The 2240-nt window shown below is 47.4% G+C and carries 1 protein-coding gene and 1 pseudogene; both read right to left on the reverse strand.

Annotation, left to right across the window (positions count from 1 at the left end; translation table 11 throughout):
• Positions 1-1715, reverse strand: a 1715-nt coding sequence (locus Q0314_RS00890; RefSeq protein ID WP_298055461.1) for a ribonucleoside triphosphate reductase, incomplete at its 3' end; no start/stop codon positions are given.
• Positions 1716-2048: 333 nt separating this feature from the next.
• A pseudogene (locus Q0314_RS00895) lies at positions 2049-2240 on the reverse strand (hypothetical protein); the annotation flags it as partial.

The following is a 2240-nucleotide window of genomic DNA, read 5'->3' on the forward strand; positions in this document are numbered from 1 at the left end:
GTCGTGCCCTCGGCAGGCGTGGCTTCGAGGTTGTAAAGGTTGCCGGTACTCTCTTGGAACTCGCGAATTTTACCGCGTAGAAACTCGATCATCTCGATCGCGAATTCTCGCCCAAAATCGGTCGCTATGTTTTCCTTGTCGTTTGTAAAATTTCTCAAAAGCTCGTTCATGCCGTTGATGCCGATGGTGTTAAAGTGGTTATTAAAGTGTTTTAGATAGCGCGCGGTATACGGATACAGGCCGCGTTCGTACATATCCTGGATAAATTTGCGCTTTTTTTCGAGCGTGGATTTGGCTAAATTTAGCAGATACTCAAGGCGCGTGTAGAGTCCCTTTTTATCGCCTTTATATAGGTAGCCCAGGCGAGCTAAATTTAGTGTCACGACGCCGATACTACCGGTCATCTCCGCACTACCGAACAGCCCTCCGCCGCGCTTTAGCAGCTCGCGTAAATCTAGCTGCAAGCGGCAGCACATCGAGCGCACGTGGCCCGGCTTATAGGCCTTGTCGTTTGCGACGCGGTTGCCGTTTTCATCGATCGTGTACTGGCTGCCGACGAAATTTTGAAAATAGCTCGACCCCATTTTCGCCGTGTTTTCAAAAAGCACCTTCGCCACCTCACTGTCCCAGTCGAAATCCTCGGTGATATTTACGGTAGGTATCGGGAAAGTAAAGGGCTGCGAGCACTTGTCGCCCTCGGTCATGATCTCGTAAAACGCCTTGTCGATGCGGTTCATCTCAGGCTCAAAGGCGCGGTAAGTCATATTCGTTAGCTTATTAAAGCCGCGTTTTTGAGCCTCCTGCGCCAGCTCTGCGTCCTCAAGGTCGCTAAATATATGCCTATCCTCGCGCGTCGGGATCTGATCGCGCAGATCACTCGGGCAGGTGATGTCGATCGTCACGTTGGTAAACGGACTCTGGCCCCAACGAGCCGGCACATTTAGGTTAAAGATAAAGCTAGTTATCGCCTTTTTGATCTCTTTATCGCTTAGCTTGTCGCGAAAAACGTAAGGCGCTAGATAGGTGTCAAAGCTGCTAAACGCCTGTGCGCCCGCCCACTCGCTTTGTAAAATTCCTAAGAAATTAGCCATCTGATACAGCGCTTCGCGGAAGTGCTTGGGCGCCTTGCTCTCGACCCTGCCGCGCACGCCGTTAAACCCCTCGTTTAGTAGCGCCCTAAGGCTCCAGCCCGCGCAGTATCCCGTGAGGCAGTCAAGATCGTGGATATGGTAGTCGCCGTTTCGGTGCGCGAGGCCCTCTTCTTTGCTATACACCTTATCCAGCCAGTAGTTGGCGATGACCTTGCCCGCGGTGTTGTTGATTAGGCCGGCGTTTGAGTAGCTGGTATTTGAGTTTGCCAGGATGCGCCAGTCGGTGCCGTTGATGTACTCGCTGATCGTTTGGGTGGAGTTGATGTAGGTCGTATCTTCATTTAGTCCTAAAATTTGCTCGCGCTGAAGCTTGTGCGTGTGTCGGTAGAGCATAAAGCTCTTCATCACGTCGAAGTGTCCCGCGTTAAAAAGCGCCTTTTCGATGTAGTCTTGCACGTCCTCGACGCTCAAAACTTCACTGTCAAACACGTGCCCCATCACATCCAAAAAGACCTTGTCGTCGTACTCTTTAGACTCGCTTTCAAAGGCTTTTTTGATCGCGTCTTGGATTTTATACGGGAGGTATTCTTGCTTCGTGCCGTCGCGTTTTAGGATAAATTTCATTTCATTCCTTACGTTAAATTTTGATGATAAATTTGACGAAAGTATAGGCAAAGTTGGCTTAAAATTTAGTGACCGAAATTTGCTCTCCGGGCATTTTAAAAATGTCATTTTTAAGTTTAAAATCACTTTTAAATCGCGTATATTTGGGCATTTTATAGAGGGCTATTAAAATTTAATACAAAGCCATTTTTGATAAGAGATATTAAATTTGAGCAAATTTGAAAGAAAGATGAAAAGCAAGCGAAAGTTCAAATTTGACGAGATTTTGCGGGAGTTAAATTTGGTAAATTTGAGGGAGAGAGAGTCCCGCCGTAAAATTCGGCGGGAAAGTTTTTATTCGTCGTATCTTAAGAAAATATCCTCGCCGCCTTTTGCAAGATTTAGGATACCTTCGCCGCGTTTAAACGTTATCTCTGTACCGATATCGTCGTTCGCTAGTCTTACGCCGCTTGCTGTAACTGCGTTTTTAAGGTTGATTTTGTGACCTTTGCTGTCTTCTAGTAGGGCTGTGTTAAATTTATCGGT

Source organism: uncultured Campylobacter sp. (assembly GCF_938040115.1).
GTDB lineage: Bacteria > Campylobacterota > Campylobacteria > Campylobacterales > Campylobacteraceae > Campylobacter_A.